The organism is Thermohahella caldifontis (genome assembly GCF_041153465.1).
Classification (GTDB): domain Bacteria; phylum Pseudomonadota; class Gammaproteobacteria; order Pseudomonadales; family Oleiphilaceae; genus Thermohahella; species Thermohahella caldifontis.
Genome location: NZ_CP154858.1, coordinates 1,325,272 through 1,344,290 on the forward strand (window position 1 = coordinate 1,325,272; position 19,019 = coordinate 1,344,290).

Genomic DNA, 19,019 nt, shown 5'->3' on the forward strand with positions numbered 1-19,019 from the left:
ATGGCACTGATTCGCGTCACCTCGCCGCACCTTACAGGCCCCAATCATACCGGGCGCGTCATGCGTCAGGTCATGCTGGCGACACTGCCCGGCGTGGCCGCTCAGACCTGGTTCTTTGGCTGGGGAAACCTGATCCAGATTCTGCTGGCGGCCACCCTTGCTCTCTTCTTTGAAGGCATCGTACTGAAACTCAGGGGCCGGCCTGTCCGCTTCTATCTCAATGATGGCAGCGCCGCACTCACCGGGGTATTGCTGGGCATTGCACTGCCACCCTTTGCGCCTTGGTGGATCGCCGCAACCGGTGCATTCTTTGCCATCGTCTTTGCCAAGCAACTCTATGGCGGGCTGGGACAGAATCCCTTCAACCCGGCCATGGCTGCCTACGCACTGTTGCTGGTCTCCTTCCCGCTCTACATGACCACACGCTGGGCAACGCCGGTGACCATTCACGGTGATACACCTTCCCTGATGGACACGCTGGGCGTGATCTTTGCGGGACACCCCGTGGCAGACGGCTTTACCATGGCCACACCGCTGGATACCTACCGCCACGAAATCGGCGCCAGCACGGCAGAAGTCCTGCGCAGTGAGCCCATGTTCGGCAGCTGGATTGCCGCGGGCTGGGAGTGGGTCAACCTGGGCTTCCTTGCCGGGGGCCTGTGGATGCTCTGGCGTCGTCTGATTACCTGGCATGTGCCGGTCGCCATGCTGGGAGGACTGTCACTCATGGCGCTGGCCTTTGGCTGGGACCCGGATACCCACACGCCTCTGAGCATTCATCTGCTTTCCGGCGCCACCATGCTGGGGGCGTTCTTCATCGCCACCGATCCCGCCACCTCGGCCACCAGCCACCTGGGCAAACTGGTTTACGGGCTTGGGATCGGCATGACCGTCTATATCATTCGTACCTGGGGCGGCTACCCGGATGCAGTGGCCTTCTCGGTGCTGCTGTTCAACTTCGCAGCTCCTCTGATCGACTACTACACCCAGCCCCGCGCCTATGGTCATACCTCCGCACCACGGGGACTGAAAAAGGGAGGTGAGCGTGGATAACAGCCTGAAAGCCTCCATACTCCGCGGCGCCATCGGACTGGGTCTGTTTGCCATGGTCACCGCAGGCATCATTGCCGTCACACACGAGGTGACGGCTGACGATATTGCCCTGGCGGAAGCTCAGGCCCGGGCCAGGTCGCTGTACACCCTGATTCCGGAAAATGCGACTGACGTTCCCATTCTGGATACGGCTTTCGACCTTGAACCCGGTACGGCACTGGGCCTGCGCCAACCCACGCCGGGATATCGTGCCATCCGGCAGGGCAAGGTGGAGGCCGTCATCCTTCCCTTCACCGCCCGGGAAGGCTATAACGGCGATATCCACGGCATTGCCGCCATCCGCGCGGATGGTACCCTGATAGGCGTTCAGATCATCAGCCACAAGGAAACACCGGGTCTGGGCGACCAGGTTGAAGCGCGCAAATCCGGCTGGCTCAGGCAATTCCAGGGTGCATCCCTGCAGAATCCGCCCCGCGAACTCTGGAAGGTCAAAAAGGATGGTGGTGCCTTTGATCAGCTCACGGGGGCGACCATCACGCCGCGGGCCATTGTCAGTCAGCTGACAGAGGTACTAGCCTGGTTCAGCGCGCACCGGGACGAGCTCCTGAAAATGCCGGCAGACAAACAGGAGGCGCCATGAGCACCAAATCACTGAAAGACATCTCGATGGATGGCCTGTGGCACAACAACCCGGCACTGGTGCAGGTGCTGGGACTCTGTCCACTGCTGGCCGTCACCGGAACCGTTGTCAATGCGTTGGGCCTTGGTGTGGCCACCCTGCTGGTGCTGACTGCATCCAACATTGCCGTATCCCTGATCCGCCATTATGTTCCGGCAACGGTTCGCCTGCCCGCATTTGTGATGATCATTGCCTCCCTGGTGACCTCGGCCGAGCTGCTCATGCAAGCCTATACCTACGAGCTGTATCAGATTCTGGGTATCTTTGTCCCGCTGATTGTCACCAACTGCAGTATCCTGGGGCGTGCCGACGCCTTTGCCTCCAGAAATCCCGTACTGCCGGCTGCGGTGGATGGCTTCATGATGGGCCTGGGTTTTCTGATCGTTCTGCTTCTGCTCGGCGCCATGCGCGAATTGCTGGGCCAGGGCACACTGTTCGTCAACATGGATCTCATGTTCGGGCCTGCAGCCAGGGACTGGACACTGCACGTCTTCAGGGACTATCCCGGCGTACTCTTTGCCATGCTGCCTCCCGGGGCCTTCATCGGGCTGGGCCTGATCATGGCGCTCAAGAACATCATTGATGCGCGCATCAAGGCCGCACAGGTGGCGAAGACAACACCGAAACCCTCTGCTGAAAGCCGTCGGGTGAGGGTCACTCAGGCATGAATGCCGCCAAGCGCCGGGAAATCTTCGAGCGTCTGAGGGCTGCCAACCCCCATCCCACGACAGAGCTCAACTACAGCACACCGTTCGAACTGCTGATTGCGGTCATTCTCTCGGCTCAGGCCACGGATGTGGGCGTCAACAAGGCAACTGCCAAGCTGTTTCCTGTAGCCAACACGCCACAGGCGATTCTGGACCTGGGCGTGGATGGCCTGAAGGCCTATATCAAGACCATCGGACTTTACAACAGCAAGGCCGAGAACATCATCAAGACCTGCAGGATACTGGTGGAAGAGTACGGTGGTGAAGTGCCGCGCACCCGGGAAGCACTGGAAAAGCTTCCTGGAGTGGGCCGCAAGACGGCCAATGTGGTGCTGAATACGGCCTTTGGCGAGCCCACCATTGCGGTGGATACCCATATCTTTCGCGTAGCCAACCGGACAGGACTGGCGAAGGGCAAAACGCCGCTGGAAGTGGAAAAGAAGCTCCTCAGGTACGTGCCTGCCGAATTCAGGAAAGATGCCCACCACTGGCTGATCCTGCATGGCCGCTACATCTGCACCGCCCGCAAGCCCCGATGCAGCGCCTGCATCATCGAGGATCTCTGCGAGTACAAGGACAAGACCTCCGACTGAACGTCTGGCCACGGGTACGACTTGCCCGTCACTTTCAACCGGCGTAGCTTCAGGGGGTATCGGCGTGGCGTCGCCTCAGCCGTCCGGCACCACCGGCAATTTCAGATGGGGACGGCTTTGCCACCCCACGATGTGACGCTGCCCATCCAGCTGCCAGGTGACGTCCGCAATATCCGGGAGCACACGGAGCCCGTGCCGTGTCAGGCGTTCATAATGGGCCACGAACTGCTCAATCTGCGCTGCCGACATGAGCGCCGCCACCGGTTCTCCACGCGCCAGTCGCCACTCCCGGAGACGATCTTCCTGCTCGGACCGCCAGCGGGCCACACAGGCAAAATCGGGCGCCCGCAATGACAGCAACACATCCATAAGACAATACAGGGGTACGTAGTCTTCCCGCAGCCGGGCGTTGACCCAGTGTCGCCAGCGGCCATCCGGATCTTCATTGGCTTCCAGCGTGTTGACCGGCGTTTCCAGTGCCGGTTCCGGCTCCGGCGGAATACCCCAGCACCATCCTTCAAGAATGACCACATCCACCGGCGTGTTCACTATCGGCCAACCGGACGCCGGCACGGGGTTGTCCGTGGCCTTGTCGAACCTTGGCAGGGCGACCGGAACACGCCCCTGCCGGAAATGCTCCAGCACGTTCACCAACCTGCCGACATCGTGGGTTCCCGGTACGCCGCGCGTGCGGAGCAGCGGGTGTACCCTCTCTGCCAGATCCGCCCGGCTGTCCCTGGGCAGATAGAAGTCATCCAGCGAGAGGGTCGCCACGGTCAGCCCGGCCTCCGTTAACGCAGCGTCCATCCAGGCCGCCAGCGTGGACTTGCCGCTGCCCTGACACCCCTGGATACCCATCATCAGGGGGCGGTCACCGGGCCGGGTGGCCAGCAAGGTTTCCAGTGCCGGCCGGAACCAGCGTTCCGCCATGTCCGGATATGCTGGCGGCAGCCGGTGTGCCTGAATGAATCGCCTTTGCCAAAGTTCCATCAAATTAATTCCCGCGTAAACAAACTGAACCCTTTGAACACCGTATACGACTCATATAATGAAAAGCACATAAGGAGAGGATGGGCATCAACCCATGCTTTTCCCAAGCTGAATAAGGATAAACCCTTTGCCGACCACCTGCCTCACGGCAGCCCATACCGTGACCGGACAGGCAGGCCCTGACAAGAGAGGTGCCCAATGAACGCCGTCATCCAGACTCTGTTGGCCTTACTGGCATTGACAACCCTTGCTCACCCGGCAAACGCCGGCTTACCCAAGGCAAACTTTGTGCTTCCCGTTGCGCAACCTCAGCCCGGGGCAGCGGCCTCCCAAGCCACCCCAAAGCTGAAATCCCCGAGCAACACATTTACAAGCATCCCCCATTTTCTCCAAACAGGCAAAACGCCGGTGGCCCGTATCAGAATGAAGCTGGTCAGCGGCAACCTTAAGGAGGGCAAGCTTCTGAAATGGGAACCCGTAAGCACCGAGGGCAATCTGCAGCTTCAGGGCACACTAGGCATGAGCTGTCCCGCGACTATGCACCTCACCTACCTTGCCTACAACATTCAGGCGCCTGTCGATAGCCCACCCGTTGTACTGCATGAGGAAAGCCAGAAAAACAAGGCGGGTATCAGTGGGCTGACAAAAACCATTTCCCTGAAACCCTTCAGCACCGCCAAGCTTGCGGAGTCCTGTGAGCAGCTACTGCAGAATGCACCGCCCGGCCAATGGGCGCAACCCAAGGGAGCAACCCTGAAGGCGACTGTCAGAGCGACAGGGCGCTGCAGCGGCGGCGCACATCCCGATCATGCACCAAGCCGCCTTGTTCACCGTGACTATCCTGTCCTGCTGAAACTCCAGTGCATTGCCGTTGTCCGTCACGGCAAAGGTGGATAATGTTCGGATCTGCCTGGCCCGGCCAATAGCGGCCGGGCAGAGAAAGGATCACAAGCCCGTTACCTGAACCGGCTCATGACTGTCTGTGGTCGTTCCGTCTCCCAGCTGCCCATGATCGTTGCTGCCCCAGCACCATACGTCTTTTCCCTGATTAGTTTCAACGAGGGCGCATGTGTGCATGCCGTCATACTGAATGAGCGCATTGTCCAGCGGATCCCGTCCACCACCACCTACGGCAACTTCGAGAATCGTCCCCGGCAGGTTTGTCGGTCCGGGTATCGCAAAGGGGGCTTTATCAACCAAGGTCGGATCCTGGCCCAACTGGCCATGGGTATTGTCGCCCCAGCACCACAAGCTGTTATCGTTTTTCAGTGCACAAGTGTGACTTCCGCGCTCCGTGACGATACGTTTGACATCTGTGAGGCGTGTACCTTGGTTGTCCACCAGCACATATTCAGCCCGCGGTGCACTACCGGCGCTGCTGTTGCTTCCTACTTGCCCGTATGCATTCCATCCCCAGCAAACCACCTCATTCGTATCCAACAAGGCGCAGGTATGATCTGCCCCTGCTGCGATCTGTGTAGCGTTTTCAATAACCGTATTGTTACCGTCGTTGAGTTGCACGGGATCGGATGGTGCAACGGCGTAGGCGTCGGTGAGATTTCCGTTACCCAACTGCCCCTCACTTCCGCCATTCCAGGCCCAGCAACGCACTCTGCCCTTACCGTCCTGATCAGGATCGATCAATGCACAGGTATGATCTGAACTGCCTGCCGAAATCTGAATAACATCAGTCAATGGGGACTGAGACCCGGCAGCGGTGACTACGGTCAGTGCACGGGGCGAGAACAGCGTATCCCAGTCAGGGTTAAGTGGATCAAAATCCACAGGATCCTTGCCAATCCCCAAGGCACCATCGAAGTTCTGACCCCAGCAGACCACTTGATGATTCTCTCGCAGAGCGCAAGCATGCCATGAACCCGCAGTAACAGAGACAGCATCTGTTAGTGGCTGATCGTTTGTATCAACGACATCAACGGGATAACTGGAGCTGGCTTCATCCGCATACGGAATAAAGGGAGCGACCGCAGCAGAAAGGTTAAAGGAGTTATAATCTACTTTGCCGTCCCCCAGCTTACCGCCTTCATTCCAACCCCAGCACTTGACTCCACCAGTGTCCAGTCGCGCACAAGTGTAGTAGCGGCTGGCTGAGACCTCTTCCACACCCGTGAGCAGAGTACCGGTGTTGTCTGAAACGACCAAGACAGGTGTCGGACTGTCTTCTGTGGTAGTACCATCACCCAGTTCACCGTGCCCGTTACTACCCCAGCATTGAACAGTGCCGTTATCCATCAACGCACAGGTATGGTGCCAGCCAGCAGAAAGCTTCACCGGTTCCGGCTGGGCGGACGGCGTTCCTCCACTACCACTGCCACTACTGCCGCTGCCAACACCACCGACAACTGAACCGCCTCCGCCACCTTCGTCACCACTACCTCCCCCACCGCCACCACAGGCGGCAAGCAACGCCGTGATCAGGGTGATAATAAATACATTAATACGATGGCTCATGACTGAACCTCCCTTAATGCTCATCACCTGTAATCATTCAGAACACATACGTCTCCGTACTTCGGGTCGCACGCAAAGAGGTAATATATGCTCACCATTGACAAATTCAACCCTTCCACATTCGAATGGGCACTGCGGCGTTTTCTCGCTGCGCTCGAATCAAACCGCGAAGGTTCTCACCCTCCCTCCGGACGGCCAACGCCACCATGACCTGCAAGGGCGCGGCGAATAATCAAGGAGAATGGAGAAAACAAGTGGCGGTGGAGAGACAACTTACATCAAAAACTGCTGACTATCGGCAACTTTACTCCTGTTGATCACGACTGCTGGTGCGCGGTAGCAGCCAATGGTAGCCACGGCTTGAATACACTAACCCGCAACAGCAGTCAGCCTTATCCGGTGGTGCGACTCATCTTTATCTTCGCGAGACTTGACAGGGATCATGGCGCCTCCGGCAATCGTAACAACCGCTCGCTACGCCAGACGCGCACAATGCGAACCTTGCCCGGATCGTGCCGATAGACGATACGAAAAGGTGGCTGGATCAACTCCCTCAAAAAAGGCTGGTCGAACTCAGGCACGATTCTACCCAACTCAGGATGCTTTTCGAGCGCCTCGATCCGTTGGATGATCTCGGTGATAAGCCTCTCCCCGACATCGGGAACGCCTTGCTTCGCATACCAAAGCCGGATCTTCTCCAGATCGGCAACCGCCGACTCCGCAAAGCGGATAGTAACTTTGCCCAATGGCATCACTCCGGGGCTGACAGCCCAAGTCGGCTCTTTGCCTCTTCCAAGGATAGCTCCCTCCCGGCGTCAAGATCAGCAAGACCGGCTACCACCGCCCGCATGAACTCACGCTCTTCCTCTGCGGCCTCATAATCCGTAACCGATTGTATTACGGCCACCCCACGCCCACGGCTTGTCAGGAGTACCGGCCGGTGCGCCTCAACAGCATGCCGAACCGCCTTACCCGGATTGACCTTCAAATCGGTCAGCGGCACGACGTCTTCGGAAAATTTGATACTCATTGACCACCTCTATTGGCCCGCCCAAATGGTGCTGATTATAGCACCTGATAACAGCACCCACCAAGAGTGCTCTCGATCGTTGCCCCACTGTTATCTCGATGTGCTGATTGAGTTGCCATCTGTCGGTTTGTGAGCATTCATGAAGGAAACACAACGCAGGAGAGCAACCTATGAGACATGAGCAGACGGTTTTCAATCATATGAACCAACAACAGCTGGCCGAATATTGGGGTATCTCGACACGTACCCTTGAGCGCTGGCAGTCGATCGGCTGGGGACCGAAATTTATAAAGATCGGCGCACGGGTGTTTTAAGCTGGGATGGGAGCCGGGCATCCTTAACAGCGACGGCTGGAAGCCCAAGAGGATGCACTGGAACACCTTCGAGCGGTTGACCGCACAGCATGACGCCTTTGTGCAGGTTCCATTGGCCGGGATGGCGGCGCGGTTCAACCTATTGGGGGAATCGTTGGATGATTGGATTTAAGCCCTGCGGGGGACTGAACGTGAAATAGCAAAAAGATTCCAATGTATTCAGTGGCTTATTTTAATTGGCGGTGAGGGAGGGATGACTCGGCCTGCGGCCTCGCCCTTCGGGCCGCCTTGCGCAAAGCGCTGCGGCGTTTTCTCGCTTCGCTCGAATCGAACCGCGAGGGTTCTCACCCTCCCTCCAGACGACCAATGCTGCCATGACCTGCAAGGGCGCTGTGAATACTCAAGGGGAATGGAGAAAACAAGTGGCGGTGGGAAGACATCTCTCATAGAAATCGTTGACGAACTACGCCTTTCCATCCAATACCGTCTTACGAGAACGCCCACTGGTAGCAAACAGCCCTCACCGCTTGAATACGCAATTACTCATTGGCCGTCACCCCCCGTCTGGCACAGATCAACTTGCCTTTCAATACCTTATGAGCCTTCATGGCGCCTGAACGGACTGCAGGAGGACAGAGCCATGGTATTCCCCCCATTTTTAGAGGTGCGCAAAAGTGGAGTCAGGCTGCCTTATGCAGCTTGTATCGGGGCGGTACACCGCCAAGGGCCATATTCGGCCGCTCGTTATTGTACTTCCATAGCCACTTGGTCGCGAAGTCCTGTACCTCTTCGAGTGTTTCAAACAGATGCCGATTCAGCCAGTCATAGCGGACGGTGCGGTTGTAGCGCTCGACATATGCATTCTGCTGCGGATTCCCCGGCTGAGTATGCATCAGCTCTATTCCGCGTTTCTCTGCCCACTCCATGATTGTCTGGCTGATGTATTCCGGGCCATTGTCACACCGGATTTTCTCAGGCTTGCCCCGCCATTCGATGACCTGATCCAGAACTCGTGTCACACGCTCTGATGGCAGTGAGAAGTCCACTTCAATTGCCAGCCCTTCCCGGTTGTAGTCATCAATGACATTCAGGAGCCTGAATTTACGCCTGTTTTCAAGCTCATGGTGCATGAAGTCCATGGACCAGACCTGATTGACGCGTTCAGGCTCGGCCAGCGGTTCCGGCTTTTGCCTCACGATTCTCAGGCGCGGTCTGATGCGCATGTTCAGCTCCAGTTCCTTGTATATCCGGTAGACGCGCTTGTGGTTCCATCTGAACCCCTTGACATTGCGCAGGTAAAAGAAACACAGGCCAAATCCCCAGTTCTGCTCATCGGCAGTGAGCCTGAGCAACCAATGGGCGATCTCTGCGTTCTCTGAGCTCAGAACCGGTTTGTAGCGGTAGCATGTTTCGCTGATGCCGAAGACTTCGCAGGCCAGGCGGATACTGATGCCTCGCTCCCTGACGACGCGTCTGGCCATCTCCTTGCGGTGAGATGGCCTTACAACTTTCCCTCCAGGGCATCCTTGCGCAACTCGGCCTTGAGGCGCTCTTCGGCATACATCTTCTTGAGCCGGGCGTTTTCAGCCTCAAGCTCCTTCAGGCGCTTCATCATGGACGCGTCCATACCACCGTATTTTGAGCGCCACTTGTAGAACGTGGCGCTGCTCATCCCATGCTCTCTGCACAGCTCAGGAACCGATGTCCCGGCCTCTACCTGTTTCAGGATGCTGATGATCTGGCTGTCTGTGAATCGTGATTTACGCATGTGGAATCTCCTGTCTGTAAGTTACTGGAAAATTCCACTTATGAACACCGCTTTTTTTCGGGGGGAATACCCCATGAAGCACAAGCACGCCATGTTCAGACACATGAACCAGCAGCAGCTGGCCGAATACTGGGGAATCTCCGCCCGCACGCTCGAACGGTGGCGATCGATTGGCTGGGGGCCAAGATACATCAAGATCGGCGGGCGGGTAGTTTATCGAGTCGAAGACATCCTCGAGTACGAAGCTGAGCATCTTTACGAATCCACCAGATCACGATCTCACCCAACAGCCCCCGGAGAACTGGAAGAAACAGCACCTTCGGAACTGGTGCCCTCCGCTTCGTTGGCCGAACTACCGGAATCTGAGTGGAAAATGATCAGCGCTGAAGTCCGAAACGGCCTACTCAGCTTCAGGATCCCACCCGAATTTCAGGCTACCAACGACGGACTAGAGTATTGCCTCGTCGACGGGGAACTGCGCCTCCGGCCGAGAAAACTGCCGTTGGGCCTGGCGGTACGAATGATAGCTGGGAAGTAGCGCTAAGCACGCTACCTTGGTGGTGGATGGGCCACCTGCCGCAACCCACCGCTTCCAAGAAGGTTTCCGGTGCCTGCTAGGGTGTGATAACCGATTGAGAAGCCAGCGGAAAGCTGCGTGCCTTTACCTCTGATTCTTGCCGGGGAGCTGTCATGGCGCCTAACCGATTCGATTCATACCTCGGAATCGAACCCTAGTCCTGCCGTTGACTGCTCCCGCCTGCAAGAGCCTCCATATGCCCGATGAACGGAGGCGGCTTGGGAAGCCAACCGCCATCTAAGCTAGCTGAGCGCAAAATCCGTGCAGTAAACGCATTACTGCAATAATACGCTTGACAGCGCGTTGTACGGATTCTATACTGCGCTTTATGAATACAGTAAAGCCATTACAGCCGAATGTCGCCTCAATAAAACTCGGTCAACTGGCGGACATAACCATGGGCTACGCCTTCCGCTCCCGTCTGGAAGCGACGCCGGATGGCAACTTGTCAGTGATCCAGATGAAAGACCTGACCGACGACAACCGTCTCGATCCGGCGACCCTCACGCGGATCGAGTATAGCAAGGCAAAACCTCGGCAGTTTGTGCGCTTAGGAGACATCATCTTCCGTTCGCGTGGGCAGACCCATACCGCCGCGCTAGTTGACCAAGACCCGGGCCCGGCGATCGTTGCCGCCCCCTTGCTACGGATCCGTACGCGGGAAGGCATCCTCCCGGCCTACCTGGCCTGGTTCATCAACCGGCCGGCCACCCAGGCCCGGTTGACCAGCCGAGCGGAGGGCACCGCCTTGCGCATGATTAGCAAGCAATCACTGGCGGAACTGGAGGTAATCCTACCGCCGCTGGAGTGCCAACGAGCCATCGTAGAACTGGCCGAACTAGCCGCCGAGGAGCAGCAGCTCATGGCGCGTCTGGCAAGCGCGCGAAAGCAATATATGGATGGAATTCTGATGCGGGCTGCATCGGGATCCCAGTGACACCAATCGCTGGGTTTGGGTGGCCTGCCCGGTGCGGCAACACCGGGCAGGCTGGTTCACAAGTGATCTTGCGAATAGGAGTAAATAGCATGGCAAAGAAATCAGGCAGCGGCAAGGGCGGCACCCGGCATGTGGTCCCGCACAAGGATGGCTGGGCCAACAAGAAGGGTGGCGCGGAGCGGGCATCCAGCGTGCACGGGACCAAGCGTGAAGCGGAACAGGCGGCACGCGCCCAGAGCCGTCGCGAGGGGTCCGAACTTGTCATTCATGGCAAGAACGGCGAAATCCAGCGCAAGGACAGCCACGGCCACGATCCGCGAAACATCAAGGGTTAAACGAAATGGGAGGGCGCAAGCCCTCCCGGTTCAAAAGCATAAGGGAGTCCACAGACGGATGAGTTCAAAAATCGACCAGAAAGACATCAACAGCGCCGCCTGGGCGGCCTGCGACACCTTCCGGGGCGTGGTGGACCCGGCCCAGTACAAGGACTACATCCTGGTAATGCTGTTCCTCAAGTACATCTCGGACGTGTGGCGCGACCACTACGAAAAATACCGCGCGCAGTATGGCGACGACGATGTGCGCATCCGCCGCAAGCTGGACCGCGAGCGCTTCGTGCTGCCGCAGATCGAACTCAAGGACGAGGAGACCGGCAAGGTCACCGACAGCTTCGTCGCCGACTACTACAGCCTCTACGAACGCCGCAACGAACCCAACGTCGGTGAGCTCATCAACATGGTGCTGGATGCCATCGAAGAGGCCAACAAGGTCAAGCTCGAAGGCGTGTTCCGCAACATCGACTTCAACTCCGAGGCCAACCTGGGCAAGACCAGGGACCGCAACCGCCGCCTCAAGCTGTTGCTGGAGGACTTCCACAAGCCGCAGCTCGACATGCGCCCCAGCCGCATCTCGGAAGACGTCATCGGCAACACCTACATCTACCTCATCGAGCGTTTCGCCTCCGATGCCGGCAAGAAGGCCGGCGAGTTCTACACCCCCCACGGTGTCTCGCGCCTGGTGGCCAAGCTTGCCGCCCCCAAACCGGGTGACCGCATCTGCGACCCGGCCTGCGGCTCGGGCGGCCTGCTCATCGAGGCCGCCCACGAGGTGGGCAGCCGCGACTACGCCCTGTTCGGCATGGAGGTCAACGGCAGCACCTGGGCGCTGGCGCGCATGAACATGTTCCTGCACGGCGCCGACAGCGCCCGCATCGAATGGTGCAACACCCTCACCAGCCCGGCGCTGGTGGAGAACGACCGCCTGATGAAGTTCAACGTGGTGGTGGCCAACCCGCCCTTCTCGCTGGACAAGTGGGGCGCGGACGAGGCAGAGCACGACCGTTTCAACCGCTTCTGGCGCGGCGTGCCGCCGAAGTCCAAGGGGGACTGGGCCTTTATCAGCCACATGATCGAGGCCGCGCTGGAGAAGGAAGGCCGGGTCGCCGTGGTGGTGCCCCACGGCGTGCTGTTCCGGGGCGGGGCCGAGGGCCGCATCCGCCGCAAGGTGATCGAGGAGAATCTGCTCGACGCCGTCATCGGCCTGCCCGGCAACCTCTTCCCCACCACCAGCATCCCGGTGGCCATCCTGGTCTTCGACCGCAGTCGTGAAAAGGGCGGCGCCCGAGAGGCATGCCGCGACGTGCTCTTCATCGACGCCAGCGGCAAGGAGAACTACCTGCCCGGCAAGAACCAGAACACCCTGGGCGAGGAGCACATCCAGCGCATCGTGGATACCTACCGCGCCCGACAGGAGGTGGAGAAGTTCGCCCACCTCGCCGACCTCGACGAGATCGCAGAGAACGACTTCAATCTAAACATTCCGCGCTACGTGGACACCTTCGAGGAGGAAGAGGAGATCGACATCGATGCGGTGCAGCGGGAAATCGAGGCACTGGAGAAAGAGCTGGCGGTGGTGCGGGCGAAGATGACGGAGAAGTTGAAGGAGTTGCACCCGTGAGATTACCACGCCAGAAGCTAAGAAACTTTTTGAGGGGCCCTATTAGAAATGGATATTCCCCAGTCTGCGTTGAAGGGCCTACATCCAAGAAGATCCTTGGCTTAGGTGCTCTTACTGATAATGGGCTAGACCTCCGTCAAACAAAATGGGTTCCGGATTCAGATGAACAATCTAATAGCTATATTCTGCAACCCGGCGATTTCCTTGTAAGCCGGTCTAACACCCTGGACAAGGTGGGTCGTGCAGCACTTTATAGAGGTGGGCTTGAGAATTGTTCATATCCGGACCTCATGATGAGATTTCGTATCGACGAATCTAAATTACTCCCAGATTACTTGGAGGCGGTGCTCCAAAGCACTCTTGCCAGAAAACATTTTATGCGTGCTGCATGTGGAACAAGCGGCAGTATGGTGAAAATTACAAAGCAAGCTGTTGGATCGTTAGAAATACCTGTGCCAGGCATTGAAGAGCAAAAAGCCATCGCCGACCTGCTCTCCACCTGGGACGAGGCCATCGAGAAAACCGAGCAGCTGATTCAGGCGAAGGAGCGGCGGTTTCAGTACCTCGTTCGCACCCTGATTAACGATCCACACTACCCTCGTTGCCACATACGCGACTTCACTTCGGAGTGCACGATTAGAAACCGACAAGCCCAGTGCGAACGAGTACTCAGCGTTACCAACACGAATGGATTCATCCTGCCCGAGGAACAGTTCAAACGGCGTGTCGCCAGTTCTGACCTGTCCAACTACAAGCTCGTTACGCGCGGGCAATATGCCTACAACCCGTCCCGAATAAATGTCGGGTCCATTGCACGCTTGGATGAGTGGGACAAGGGGGTTTTGAGTCCGATGTATGTCGTATTCGAGCTTGACCAGACAAAGGTCAATAGCGATTTCTTTCTGCACTGGCTTTCATCACACGAGGCCCGGCAAAGAATCCGTAACAGTGCTCAAGGCAGTGTCAGGGAGACTGTCAGCTTTACCGACCTGGGGGCCATAGTTTTTCCGTTGCCCAATTTCACAAGACAGTCACAAGTGGCCGATGTGCTCAATAACGCACGGCGCGAAATCGACTTGCTGAAAAAGCTCGCAGATGAATACAAGACCCAGAAGCGAGGCCTGATGCAGAAGCTTCTCACTGGGCAGTGGCGGGTAACACAAGGGGAAGTCGCATGAAGTTCGCATATATTGACGAGTCGGGCGATCAGGACCAGGGCGATGTGTTTGTCATGGCTGGGCTTCTCATAGACGCCTATCGGCTCCGCAAATATACCGCCCAGTTCGATACAGAACTGACCACGTTTCTAGCGAATCATCCGGCTGCACCCAAGGAACTGAAGACAAAAGCCTTCATCAATGGCAAAGGCGGCTGGAACAAGGTGCCGCCCGATGATCGGAAGCAGTTTCTTGCCGACATGTGCGACATCGCTGTCCAATGCTCAAAGATTGTGGGCTTGGCCATATCCTTCGAGGCCTTCAAGGAGGCCACTGAAAAAGGCGGCTTCCATTTACCTTGCGCCGGCAACTACTGGGCGTTATGCGGGATGTTTGTGGCGGCCCAGATTCAGAAGAAGGTGCAAAACGAGAAAAACAACAAGGGGCTCACCGTCCTGATTTTCGACGATAACCGCGCTCACATGCCAAAGGTGTCAGACGGCCTTTACCTAGCTGACCCATGGTTCGATGCGCTTTATCAGCAACGTGGCAAGGTTCGTGGCAAATCTCAGTGGTTGTCGGTCAAACCAAAAGAACGATTTGACCACATCATCAATACAGCGTTCGCTATCAAGTCCGAGCACTCGTCGCTGATTCAGATCGCGGATGCCGTCAGCTATATCTATCGGCGCTGGTTGGAGTTACGCACCGAGGAGGAAGCCTACGCTGGCGAGAAAGATTATTACGACCAATTGGTAGAGAAGCTTGATGAAAACAGAATCCGACTTGGCCACACCCCAAAGGCCGAGTGCGTCGTCTTCTATCAGGCGATTAAGCACCCTCAATGGAAACTTTAAGGAGGGTATATGCAAGGCTTCCGCTTCAACGAGGAATACCTCTCCCAGATCCCGGCCCTGCAGCTGCTGATCAACCTCGGCTTCGAGTACCTGCCGCCGGAGCAGGCGCTGAAGGCCCGTGGCAGGCGGCTCGGTAACCTGTTGCTGGAAGACATCCTCCGCCAGCAGCTCAAGGCCATCAACCGCATTCAGTACAAGGGCCGGGAGTACCTGTTCAGCGAGGAAAACATCCAGTCGGCCATCCAGAAGCTGAAGAATGTCAAGTACGACGGCCTGCAAAAGACCAATGAGGCCATCTACGACCTGCTTACCCTGGGCACCGCACTGGAGCAGTCCGTGGAGGGGGATTCCCGCAGCTTCAACCTCAACTACATCGACTGGCGCAACTGGCAGAACAACCGCTTCCATGTGGCCGCAGAGTTCAGCGTCGAGCGCAGCCGCAGCACGGAGACGGTGCGGCCGGACATCGTGCTGTTCGTCAACGGCATCCCCTTCTCCGTCATCGAGTGCAAGTCGCCCAAGGTGGAGGTGGAACAGGCCATCTCCCAGTGCCTGCGCAACCAGGGCGAGGACTATGTGCCCCGGCTGTTCACTTATGTGCAGCAGGTGCTGGCGGTGAACAAGAACGCGGCGCGCTACGCCACGGCTGGCACCCCGGCCCGTTTCTGGGGCGTATGGCGCGAGCTGGCGGACCGGGAGGAGGCGGTGGCCGAGGCGATCAACCGGGCCCTGCCCGAGGAGGAAAAAGATAGACTGTTCTCCGGCGACTTCGCCCCGGCCCGGGCCTATTTCGACGCCCTCGAAGCCGAGGGGCCGCGCCTGGTGACCGAGCAGGACCGGACGATCTACAGCCTGTGCCGCCCGGAACGCCTGCTGGAGCTGGCCTACAAGTTCACCCTGTTCGAGGGCGGGCTGAAGAAGATCGCCCGCTACCAGCAGTATTTCGTCATCAAGTCCACCCTGGAGCGGGTGAAGCAGCGGGACGCCTCCGGTAAGCGGCGCGGCGGCATCATCTGGCACACCCAGGGCTCGGGCAAGTCGCTGACCATGGTGATGCTGGCCCGCAACCTGGCGCTGGACCCCGACATCCCCAACCCGCGCATCGTACTGGTCACCGACCGCGAGGACCTGGACCGGCAACTGGGCAACACCTTCGCCGCCTGCGGCCTGGACCCCAACCGCGCCGCCTCGGGGCGCCACCTGCTGGAACTGGTCAGCGAGCACAAGGCCGGCATCGTCACTACTCTGGTGCACAAGTTCGACAAGGCGCTCAAGGCCCGCAAGTTCCGGGAGGAGTCGCCGGATATCTTCATGCTGGTGGACGAGAGCCACCGCACTCATTTCGGCACCCTGGCGGCGCGCATGCGGCAGATGTTCCCCAATGCCTGCTATCTGGGCTTTACCGGCACGCCGCTGATGAAGAAGGAGAAGAACAACTTCGCCAAGTTCGGCGGGCTCATCGAGCCCTACTACTCCATCAAACAGGCGGTGGAGGACCATGCCGTGGTGCCGCTGCTCTACGAGGGGCGGCACGTGGAGATGGAGCAGAACCGTGCGGCCATCGATCTGTGGTTCGAGCGGCACACCAAGGGGCTGTCCCGCGAACAGCAGGCAGACCTGAAGAAGAAATACGCACGCGCCGAGATGCTCAACAAGGCCGACCAGGTCATCTACATGCGTGCCTTCGACATCAGCGAGCATTACCGCGCCAACTGGCAGGGCACCGGATTCAAGGCCCAACTGGTGGCACCCAGCAAGGCCGCCGCCCTCAAGTACAAGGCCTATCTGGACGAGATCGGCGAGGTCTCCTCGGAGATCATCATCTCGCCCCCGGACAGCCGCGAGGGCTTCGAGGAGGTCGAGGGCCAGCCGGCGGACGAGGTGGTGGCCTTCTGGCAGAAGATGATGCAGCGCTACGGCTCGGAGGAGGAGTACACCAAGCAGATCATCAACCAGTTCAAATACGGCGAGGAGCCGGAGATCCTGATCGTGGTGGACAAGCTGCTGACCGGTTTCGACGCCCCCCGCAACACGGTGCTCTATCTGTGCCGGACCCTTCGCGAGCACACCCTGCTGCAGGCCATCGCCCGGGTCAATCGGCTGTTCGAGGGCAAGGACTTCGGCTACATCGTGGACTATGCCAGTGTGCTGGGCGAGCTGGACAAGGCCCTGACCATGTACAGCGCCCTGGAGGGTTTCGATGAGCAGGACCTGGAAGGCACGCTGACCTCGATCCAGGAGGAGGTGTCAAAGCTTCCGCAGCGCTACTCCGATCTGTGGGACCTGTTCAAGGAGGTCAAGAATCGCCACGACGAGGAGGCCTACGAGACCCTGTTGGCCGACGACGCCCTGCGCGAGGAATTCTACCAGCGGCTGGCGGACTATGCCCGCACGCTGGGCATCGCCCTGTCCTCCGAGCAGTTCATCATGACGACCCCAGAGGCGACCCAGCAGCGCTACAAGGACGACCTGAAGCGCTTCCAGAACCTGAAGGCGGCCGTGAAGCTCCGCTACGCGGAGTCCATCGACTACCGCGACTACGTGCCGAAGATCAAGAAGCTGCTGGATACCCACATCCAGGCCAACGAGGTCATCCAGCTCAACGAGCCGGTCAACATCTTCGACGAGCAGACCTTCAACGAGGTCAAGGAGGACCGGGGCGTCTACGCCGCCAAGACTACCGCCGCCAAGGCGGACGCTATCGCCCACGCGACCAAGAAGGCCATCACGGAGAAGATGGACGAGGACCCGGCCTTCTACGAGAAGTTCTCCCAGCTCATCCAGCAGGCCATCGACGATTTCCGCGCCAGGCGGATCTCGGACCTCGAATACCTGAACAAGGTCAGCGAGATCCGCGACAAGGTGGCCAACCGGCAGCACGACGACGTGCCAGACTCCCTGGCGGGCAACGAGGATGCCATGGCCTACTACGGAATTCTGAGGCCCTTTTTCTCCGACGGTGCAGACGGGGGATCTGGCTCGGATGAGATCGCCGCCGAAACCGCGCTGGCGATCCAGGATATCCTGCAGCGGCACTGGAAAGTGCACTTCTGGGACGACAGCGACGCCCAGAAACGGGCCATGAACGACATCGACGATTATCTGTTCGACCACGTGAAGGGCGAGCGCCAGGTGGATCTGGATCTCGCGCAGATGGACGAGATCATCGAGCGCACCATGCAGGTCGCCCGACACCGGATGCAGGCATGACCGCTTCGAGTCGCGCCTTGACCTACGGGGGGGCACGCCTGGAGTTCGATGTGCTCCGTGTCCCCAGGAAAACCATGGAGATCGCAGTTCATCCCGATGGTCGGGTGGTGGTAAAGGCGCCGTTAGATGCACAAGACGAGGATATCGATGAGCGAGTGCTCCGACGCGCGCGCTGGATACGCAGGCAGCAGGCCTACTTCGACCAGTTCAGGCCCCGCACACCACCACGGCAATACATCGGCGGGGAGACCCACTGCTACCTGGGGCGCCAGTACCGCCTCAAGCTGGTTCGAGGCGAGCGGTCAGCCGTGAAGCTCAGCCGGGGTTGTTTCTGGGTCACCTGCCGGGGCGACGGCCAGCCAGACGAGGTGCGACGATTGCTCTGGCAGTGGTATTCCGAGCGGGCGCATGAAAAATTCGCTGAGAGCTACGAACACTGTTGGCCCCATTTCTCCCGCCAGGGCCTGCCACGCCCCACGCTGAAGATCCGACGCATGAAAACCCGCTGGGGAAGCCTCTCGGAAAGCGGTACGCTGACGCTGAATGTTAGCCTGATCCAGGCGCCGCGCGAGTGCATCGACTACGTCATCACCCATGAGCTGTGTCACCTCAAACACCCGGACCACAGCCCTGCCTTCTACCGGTTGCTCGAGGAGGTCATGCCGGATTGGGAAAGGCGCAAGCACAAACTTGAGCTGAGTTTAATCTAACCTCGTGATGAG

The 19,019-nt window shown here is 58.6% G+C and carries 19 protein-coding genes and 1 other RNA gene; 14 read left to right on the forward strand and 6 right to left on the reverse strand.

Annotated elements, in window-relative coordinates; translation table 11 throughout:
• The 4 genes from rsxD to nth are packed head-to-tail and all read left to right on the forward strand — an operon-like array spanning position 1 to position 3,032.
• On the forward strand, positions 1-1,053 hold the full coding sequence (rsxD, locus tag AAIA72_RS06485) for an electron transport complex subunit RsxD (RefSeq protein WP_369602593.1): 1,053 nt from the start codon (positions 1-3) through the stop codon (positions 1,051-1,053).
• Positions 1,046-1,693, forward strand: a complete 648-nt coding sequence (locus AAIA72_RS06490) for an RnfABCDGE type electron transport complex subunit G (protein ID WP_369602594.1) — start codon at positions 1,046-1,048, stop codon at positions 1,691-1,693. Before rsxD ends, AAIA72_RS06490 begins: the two co-directional genes overlap by 8 nt.
• The gene (locus AAIA72_RS06495) at positions 1,690-2,400 is read left to right on the forward strand and encodes an electron transport complex subunit E (RefSeq protein WP_369602595.1); all 711 of its coding nucleotides are present in this window, start codon (positions 1,690-1,692) and stop codon (positions 2,398-2,400) included. Before AAIA72_RS06490 ends, AAIA72_RS06495 begins: the two co-directional genes overlap by 4 nt.
• Positions 2,397-3,032, forward strand: a complete 636-nt coding sequence (nth, locus tag AAIA72_RS06500; protein WP_369602596.1) for an endonuclease III — start codon at positions 2,397-2,399, stop codon at positions 3,030-3,032. The genes AAIA72_RS06495 and nth overlap by 4 nt, the downstream gene beginning before the upstream one ends.
• 75 nt (positions 3,033-3,107) lie before the next feature.
• Here the strand turns inward: nth and AAIA72_RS06505 are convergent, their stop codons facing one another.
• Complete coding sequence (locus AAIA72_RS06505) at positions 3,108-4,022, reverse strand: hypothetical protein (protein ID WP_369602597.1); 915 nt, start codon at positions 4,020-4,022, stop codon at positions 3,108-3,110.
• A 198-nt stretch (positions 4,023-4,220) separates the two neighbouring features.
• Between AAIA72_RS06505 and AAIA72_RS06510 the strand changes: the two genes are divergently transcribed.
• Positions 4,221-4,919, forward strand: coding sequence for a hypothetical protein (locus AAIA72_RS06510; RefSeq protein ID WP_369602598.1), 699 nt, complete (start codon positions 4,221-4,223; stop codon positions 4,917-4,919).
• Between the two features lie 48 nt (positions 4,920-4,967).
• Here AAIA72_RS06510 and AAIA72_RS06515 read toward each other — a convergent pair whose 3' ends face one another.
• The 3 genes from AAIA72_RS06515 to AAIA72_RS06525 form a co-directional block, all read right to left on the reverse strand.
• Positions 4,968-6,491: an RCC1 domain-containing protein gene (locus AAIA72_RS06515; RefSeq protein WP_369602599.1), complete on the reverse strand. Its 1,524-nt coding sequence runs from the start codon at positions 6,489-6,491 to the stop codon at positions 4,968-4,970.
• Between the two features lie 440 nt (positions 6,492-6,931).
• Positions 6,932-7,237 carry a type II toxin-antitoxin system RelE/ParE family toxin gene (locus AAIA72_RS06520; RefSeq protein WP_369602600.1) on the reverse strand — a complete coding sequence of 102 codons (306 nt, stop codon included), beginning with the start codon at positions 7,235-7,237 and terminating at the stop codon, positions 6,932-6,934.
• Between the two features lie 5 nt (positions 7,238-7,242).
• The gene (locus AAIA72_RS06525) at positions 7,243-7,521 is read right to left on the reverse strand and encodes a type II toxin-antitoxin system Phd/YefM family antitoxin (protein ID WP_369602601.1); all 279 of its coding nucleotides are present in this window, start codon (positions 7,519-7,521) and stop codon (positions 7,243-7,245) included.
• Positions 7,522-7,691: 170 nt separating this feature from the next.
• Between AAIA72_RS06525 and AAIA72_RS06530 the strand changes: the two genes are divergently transcribed.
• Entirely contained in the window at positions 7,692-7,835 is a 144-nt protein-coding gene (locus AAIA72_RS06530) for a hypothetical protein (RefSeq protein WP_369602602.1), read from the forward strand.
• 237 nt (positions 7,836-8,072) lie between these two features.
• Here AAIA72_RS06530 and AAIA72_RS06535 read toward each other — a convergent pair.
• Together AAIA72_RS06535 and AAIA72_RS06540 are read right to left on the reverse strand one after the other, a co-directional pair.
• Positions 8,073-8,203: non-coding RNA, RtT sRNA (locus AAIA72_RS06535), on the reverse strand.
• A gap of 312 nt (positions 8,204-8,515) precedes the next feature.
• Positions 8,516-9,603, reverse strand: a protein-coding gene (locus AAIA72_RS06540) for an IS3 family transposase (RefSeq protein WP_369600744.1) whose coding sequence is annotated in 2 segments (ribosomal slippage) — positions 8,516-9,348 and positions 9,348-9,603 — 1,089 coding nt in all. Because the reading frame shifts where the segments join, the coding sequence is not laid out codon by codon here.
• Positions 9,604-9,676: 73 nt separating this feature from the next.
• On the opposite strand from AAIA72_RS06540, the gene AAIA72_RS06545 reads away from it, so the two are divergent.
• From AAIA72_RS06545 to AAIA72_RS06580, 8 genes are all read left to right on the forward strand, one after another.
• Positions 9,677-10,141 (forward strand): helix-turn-helix domain-containing protein, encoded by a 465-nt coding sequence (locus AAIA72_RS06545; RefSeq protein ID WP_369602603.1) that lies wholly within the window; start codon positions 9,677-9,679, stop codon positions 10,139-10,141.
• Between the two features lie 367 nt (positions 10,142-10,508).
• Positions 10,509-11,117, forward strand: a complete 609-nt coding sequence (locus tag AAIA72_RS06550) for a restriction endonuclease subunit S (protein ID WP_369602604.1) — start codon at positions 10,509-10,511, stop codon at positions 11,115-11,117.
• An 89-nt stretch (positions 11,118-11,206) separates the two neighbouring features.
• Positions 11,207-11,452, forward strand: a complete 246-nt coding sequence (locus tag AAIA72_RS06555) for a DUF2188 domain-containing protein (RefSeq protein WP_369602605.1) — start codon at positions 11,207-11,209, stop codon at positions 11,450-11,452.
• Between the two features lie 58 nt (positions 11,453-11,510).
• A complete protein-coding gene (locus AAIA72_RS06560) occupies positions 11,511-13,073 on the forward strand; it encodes a type I restriction-modification system subunit M (RefSeq protein WP_369602606.1) in 1,563 nt (520 codons plus the stop codon).
• Positions 13,070-14,251, forward strand: a complete 1,182-nt coding sequence (locus AAIA72_RS06565) for a restriction endonuclease subunit S (protein WP_369602607.1) — start codon at positions 13,070-13,072, stop codon at positions 14,249-14,251. The genes AAIA72_RS06560 and AAIA72_RS06565 overlap by 4 nt, the downstream gene beginning before the upstream one ends.
• A complete protein-coding gene (locus AAIA72_RS06570; protein WP_369602608.1) occupies positions 14,248-15,087 on the forward strand; it encodes a DUF3800 domain-containing protein in 840 nt (279 codons plus the stop codon). The genes AAIA72_RS06565 and AAIA72_RS06570 overlap by 4 nt, the downstream gene beginning before the upstream one ends.
• A gap of 9 nt (positions 15,088-15,096) precedes the next feature.
• Positions 15,097-18,297 carry a type I restriction endonuclease subunit R gene (locus AAIA72_RS06575; protein WP_369602609.1) on the forward strand — a complete coding sequence of 1,067 codons (3,201 nt, stop codon included), beginning with the start codon at positions 15,097-15,099 and terminating at the stop codon, positions 18,295-18,297.
• On the forward strand, positions 18,294-19,007 hold the full coding sequence (locus AAIA72_RS06580; protein ID WP_369602610.1) for a M48 family metallopeptidase: 714 nt from the start codon (positions 18,294-18,296) through the stop codon (positions 19,005-19,007). The genes AAIA72_RS06575 and AAIA72_RS06580 overlap by 4 nt, the downstream gene beginning before the upstream one ends.
• The last annotated feature ends 12 nt before the right edge of the window (positions 19,008-19,019 follow it).

Bases quoted from the DNA above. Each gene is read 5' to 3' on its own strand.
- AAIA72_RS06555 (WP_369602605.1), top strand. From the start codon at position 11,207: ATGGCAAAGAAATCAGGCAGCGGCAAGGGCGGCACCCGGCATGTGGTC.
- AAIA72_RS06515 (WP_369602599.1), bottom strand. From the start codon at position 6,491: ATGAGCCATCGTATTAATGTATTTATTATCACCCTGATCACGGCGTTG.
- AAIA72_RS06545 (WP_369602603.1), top strand. From the start codon at position 9,677: ATGAAGCACAAGCACGCCATGTTCAGACACATGAACCAGCAGCAGCTG.
- AAIA72_RS06575 (WP_369602609.1), top strand. From the start codon at position 15,097: ATGCAAGGCTTCCGCTTCAACGAGGAATACCTCTCCCAGATCCCGGCC.
- AAIA72_RS06570 (WP_369602608.1), top strand. From the start codon at position 14,248: ATGAAGTTCGCATATATTGACGAGTCGGGCGATCAGGACCAGGGCGAT.
- AAIA72_RS06505 (WP_369602597.1), bottom strand. From the start codon at position 4,022: ATGGAACTTTGGCAAAGGCGATTCATTCAGGCACACCGGCTGCCGCCA.
- AAIA72_RS06525 (WP_369602601.1), bottom strand. From the start codon at position 7,521: ATGAGTATCAAATTTTCCGAAGACGTCGTGCCGCTGACCGATTTGAAG.
- AAIA72_RS06510 (WP_369602598.1), top strand. From the start codon at position 4,221: ATGAACGCCGTCATCCAGACTCTGTTGGCCTTACTGGCATTGACAACC.
- AAIA72_RS06530 (WP_369602602.1), top strand. From the start codon at position 7,692: ATGAGACATGAGCAGACGGTTTTCAATCATATGAACCAACAACAGCTG.
- AAIA72_RS06495 (WP_369602595.1), top strand. From the start codon at position 1,690: ATGAGCACCAAATCACTGAAAGACATCTCGATGGATGGCCTGTGGCAC.
- AAIA72_RS06580 (WP_369602610.1), top strand. From the start codon at position 18,294: ATGACCGCTTCGAGTCGCGCCTTGACCTACGGGGGGGCACGCCTGGAG.
- rsxD (WP_369602593.1), top strand. From the start codon at position 1: ATGGCACTGATTCGCGTCACCTCGCCGCACCTTACAGGCCCCAATCAT.
- AAIA72_RS06560 (WP_369602606.1), top strand. From the start codon at position 11,511: ATGAGTTCAAAAATCGACCAGAAAGACATCAACAGCGCCGCCTGGGCG.
- nth (WP_369602596.1), top strand. From the start codon at position 2,397: ATGAATGCCGCCAAGCGCCGGGAAATCTTCGAGCGTCTGAGGGCTGCC.
- AAIA72_RS06550 (WP_369602604.1), top strand. From the start codon at position 10,509: ATGAATACAGTAAAGCCATTACAGCCGAATGTCGCCTCAATAAAACTC.